Source organism: Nakamurella sp. (assembly GCF_048594475.1).
Lineage (GTDB): Bacteria > Actinomycetota > Actinomycetes > Mycobacteriales > Nakamurellaceae > Nakamurella.
Genome location: NZ_JBMDXT010000370.1, coordinates 1 through 4,234 on the forward strand (window position 1 = coordinate 1; position 4,234 = coordinate 4,234).

The 4,234-nt window shown below is 77.2% G+C and carries 4 protein-coding genes; all 4 read right to left on the minus strand.

Annotated features, from left to right (window positions below):
* Positions 1-137 (minus strand): NAD(P)-dependent oxidoreductase (locus tag ACOJUF_RS16555; RefSeq protein ID WP_420122928.1); only part of this gene is annotated, 137 nt, incomplete at its 3' end.
* A complete protein-coding gene (gene cobC / locus ACOJUF_RS16560) occupies positions 134-2,803 on the minus strand; it encodes an Rv2231c family pyridoxal phosphate-dependent protein CobC (RefSeq protein ID WP_420122925.1) in 2,670 nt (889 codons plus the stop codon). The genes cobC and ACOJUF_RS16555, both read right to left, overlap by 4 nt.
* 112 nt (positions 2,804-2,915) lie before the next feature.
* Positions 2,916-3,530, minus strand: coding sequence for a cob(I)yrinic acid a,c-diamide adenosyltransferase (cobO, locus tag ACOJUF_RS16565; protein WP_420122926.1), 615 nt, complete (start codon positions 3,528-3,530; stop codon positions 2,916-2,918).
* On the minus strand, positions 3,530-4,234 hold a 705-nt coding region (locus tag ACOJUF_RS16570), incomplete at its 5' end, for a vWA domain-containing protein (protein ID WP_420122927.1). The genes cobO and ACOJUF_RS16570, both read right to left, overlap by 1 nt.

Genomic DNA, 4,234 nt, shown 5'->3' on the forward strand with positions numbered 1-4,234 from the left:
GCCGGCGCCACGACGTGCACGTCGGCTCCGGCGTCCCGGAGCGCGGCGATCCGGCCCAGCACCCGATCGGCCCCGCCGACCACCAGCACCCGCCGGCCGCGCACCGGCAGCTCGGCGACGAACCCCGGCCCGCTCACCGACCCACCGTCCCGCGGTTGATCATGGAATGGAGGCCGTTATCCGTGCCTCGAAACGGCCGTGTTCCCATGATCAACTCCTGGAGGGCGGCGAGCAGGCGGTCGGTGGTGGCGGGGTCGCGGACGGCGATGCGGATCCACGCCGGACCCAGGCCCGGGAACGTGTCCCCGCGACGCACCGCGATGCCCCGCCGCCGCAGATCGTCCCGCATCAGGCCGGGCGGCGCGCCGGCCGGGAGGGCCGGGGTCGTGTCCACCAGCACGAAGGGCGTCGCCGGCGCGCCGGCGACGGGCAGTCCGAGCGCGGCCAGTCCGCGGACGAGCCGGTACCGCCCGGCGGCGATCGTCGGCAACTCGGCCGCGGCCCGGGCGATCGCCTCCGGCGCGCAACAGGCCGCGATCGCGGCCAGGGCCGGGGCCGACACCGACCACGGCGGCTGCTGCGCGGCCCGCCGGCCGGTCAGCTCGCCGTCGCCGACCGCGTAGCCGGCCCGCAGCCCGGCCAGGGCCCAGGTCTTGGTCAGTGACCGGACCACCAGCAGACCCGGAAGCTGTTGTCCGGCCAGCGATTCCGCCTCGCCGGGGACCGCGTCCAGGAACGCCTCGTCGACCACCAGCACCCGTCCCGGGCGCAGCAGCGGCCGCAGCTCGGCGGCCGGGTGCAGCACCCCGGTGGGATTGGTCGGGTTGCCGATCATCACCAGGTCCGCCGCATCGGGGATCGCCCCCGGGGGCAGGACGAAGCCGTCGGCGGCGGCGAGCACGACCCGCTCGACGGCGTGCCCGGCCGCCCGCAGGGCAGCCTCCGGTTCGGTGAACTGGGGGTGCACGACGACCGCGTGCACGGGCCGCAGGGCGCGGGCGATCAGCGTGAACGCCTCGGCCCCGCCCGCGGTCGGCAGCACCTGGTCGACCGGCCGGCCGTGCCGGGCGGCGATCGCCGCGGTGGCCGCGGTGGCATCCGGGTAACGCCCGAGCGTGTCCAGCGTCCCGGCGATCCGCCGGGCCAGCCAATCCGGCGGGCGCTGCGCGCGCACGTTGACCGCGAAGTCCAGCAGGCCCGGGCCGGCCTCCGCGTCGCCGTGGTGGTGCAGATCGGGCTCCGCGTCCGCGACACTGGCGAGGCCGGCCGGGGCCCGGGTCGGGGCCACCGGGGTTCGGGTCGGGGTCGGAGTCGGGGCCGCCGCGGTCCGGGTCGGGGTCGACGGGAGACCGGCCGTTCCACGGGAAACACCCGGCCCGGGAGCCGGATCGGCGTACCGGCGGGCCGCCGCCGCGAGCCGCGCGGCCAGCGCCGGCGACCCCGCCCAGTGGGTGTGCAGGTAGGACGCATGGACCGTGGCGCGGCCGGTCCGGGCCGGGTCGAGGGCGAATCCGTGCCCGGCGCCGCCGATCAGCCAGGCCGGGTCCGGGCCGGCGAGCGGGCTGACGGTGGTCCGGTGGAACTCGTGACCGGTCACCGGGGTCCCCGCCGGAGCCAGCACGCTCGGGCCGCCGGCCACCGCGGCCCGGTACCCGAGGGTGAGCCGGGACGTCATGGTCGCCACGGCGTCGACCACGCCCAGCATGGGGGCGCCGTCGACCTCCCGGCACAGGTAGAGCAGGCCGGCGCACTCGGCGACGGTGGGGAGGCCGGCGTCGATCCGGGCCGCGATGTCGGCCCGCAGCGGCGCGTTGCCGGCCAGGTCGGCCGCGTGCACCACGGGAAACCCACCGCCCCGGTACAAAGCGGCCGTGCCGGCCGGCAGGGACTCGGCGGCCAGCGGGTCGAACACGACCGGCCGGCAGCCCGCCGCGGCCAGCAGTTCCTCGGTCTCGGCATACCGGAAGGTGAACGCCCGGCCGCCGGCCACCGCGACGACCGGCTGACCGCCGGGGCCGGCCACCGGCCCGGCGCTCACCCCCCCGGTGGGGCCGGGCGCCGGAACGACGGCGGTGACCGGATCCCAGTCGGCGCCGGGCAGCCCCGGGGCGGACCGGGCGATCCGGACGACGGCGGCCAGGTCGACCCGCTCGGCGATCTGGGCGGCCAGCCGGTCCAGGGTCACCCGCGCGTCGTCCCGCTCGGCCACCGGGACGAGGCCGAGATGCCGGGACGGCGCGCTGATCCCGTCGTCCCGGAACAGCACCCCGAGCACCGGGACGCCGATCCCCTCGACGGCGGTCCGGGCCTCGGCCGCGTGCCGGGCCGAGCCGGCCTTGTTCAGGATCACCCCGGCCACCCGGATCGCCGGATCGAAGCCGCGCAGCCCGAACACCACGGCACCGACCGTGCGGGCCGACGCCGAGACGTCGACGACCAGCAGCACCGGCGCGTCGATCACCCCGGCGACATGCGCGGTCGAGGCGAAGCCGTCCCGCCCGATCGCTCCGTCGAACAGACCCATCACGCCCTCGACGATCGCGATGTCGGCCGGGCGGGGCGTCGTCGCGCCGTGCCGCAGCAGCGGGACGAGCCGATCCGGGCCGACCAGGTGCGGGTCGAGGTTGCGGCCGGGCCGGCCGGTGGCCAGCGCGTGGTACCCCGGATCGATGTAGTCGGGCCCGATCTTGTGCCCGGACACCTCGTGCCCGGCCCGCCGCAGCGCGGCCATCAGGCCGGTCGCCACCGTCGTCTTGCCGTGGCCCGAGGCCGGGGCGGCCACGACCACCCGCGGCAGCCTCATCGAGTCGCCCCGCGCGGCAACCCGCCCGACACCGGCAACGTCACCCGGCCCGGCGCCGAGCTCGTCACCGCGCTCGTCGCCGTGTCGCCCACCGTGTGAGTCACCGTGCCCGTCACCACTCGATGCCTCGCTGGCCCTTCTGGCCGGCGTCCATCGGATGCTTGACCTTGCGCATCTCGGTGACCAGGTCGGCGGCGTCCAGCAGCCGGGGGTCGGCGTTCCGGCCGGTGACGACGACGTGCTGGCCCTGGGCCCGGGCGGCCAGCGTCGCGACCACGTCGTCGACGTCCACCCACCCCCAGGACATGGGATAGGTGAACTCGTCGAGCACGTACAGCCGGTGCGTCCCCGCGGCGAGCCGCCGCTTGATCTCCGCCCAGCCCTCCGCCGCCTCGGCGGCATGATCGGTCTCGGTGCCCGCCTTGCGGGACCAGGACCAGCCCGAACCCATCTTGTGCCACTCGATCCGAGCCTCCCCGCCCTGCTCGACGGTCACCGCGTCCAGGGCGGCCAGCGCGGACTGCTCGCCGATCCGCCACTTGGCCGACTTGACGAACTGGAACACGCCGACCGGCCAGCCCTGGTTCCAGGCCCGCAGGGCCAGACCGAAAGCGGCGGTGGACTTTCCCTTGCCGTCGCCGGTGTGCACCATCAGCAGCGCCCGGTTGCGCCGCTGCCGGGTGGTCAGTCCGTCGGCCGGCACGGCTGCCGGACGGGCCTGCGGCATCAGGCCACCCGCCCGTTCCGGGCGGCGACCGCGGTGGTCAGCACGGACGCCGCCACCTCGGCCACCGGGACGTGCTCGGCGCGCAGGTGATCGGCCAACCGGCCGGCCAGACCCAGGCGGAACCGGCCCGTCTCGCAGTCCAGGACGACGGCGGCCACCCGCTCGGCGGCCAGCTCGTCGGCGGCGCGCCGGGACCGGGCGACCGCGTCGGGGCCGGCCGTCGCCCGCCCGTCGGTGACGACGACGAGCAGCGGACGGCGGTGCGGATCCCGGATCCGTTCCACCCGCAGGGTGTGCGCCGCACACTGCAGCCCCTCGGCCAGCGGGGTGCGCCCGCCCGCCGGCAGCGTCTCGAGCCGCCGCGCGGCCGCCTCGACCGACGACGTCGGCGGCAGCAGCAGGTCGGCGGTGGCGCCGCGGAAGGTCACCAGGCCCACCTTGTCCCGGCGCTGGTAGGCGTCGGTCAGCAGCGACAGGATCGCGGTCTTCACCTCGGCCATGCGGCGCCGCGCGGCCATCGAGCCGGACGCGTCGACGCAGAACAGCACCAGGTTCGACTCCCGGCCCTGCCGCACGGCCAGCCGCACGTCGTCACGGCGCACCAGCAGGCCGGGTCCAATCCGCCCGCGGCCGGCCTGGTGCGGCGCCGCGGCGCGCACGGTGGCCAGCAGGTGGACCGCGCCGCCGGCCGACCCCGGCCGGCG

Excerpts from the sequence above, each read along its gene's own strand:
- cobC (WP_420122925.1), bottom strand. The coding sequence starts at position 2,803 with ATGAGGCTGCCGCGGGTGGTCGTGGCCGCCCCGGCCTCGGGCCACGGC.
- cobO (WP_420122926.1), bottom strand. The coding sequence starts at position 3,530 with ATGCCGCAGGCCCGTCCGGCAGCCGTGCCGGCCGACGGACTGACCACC.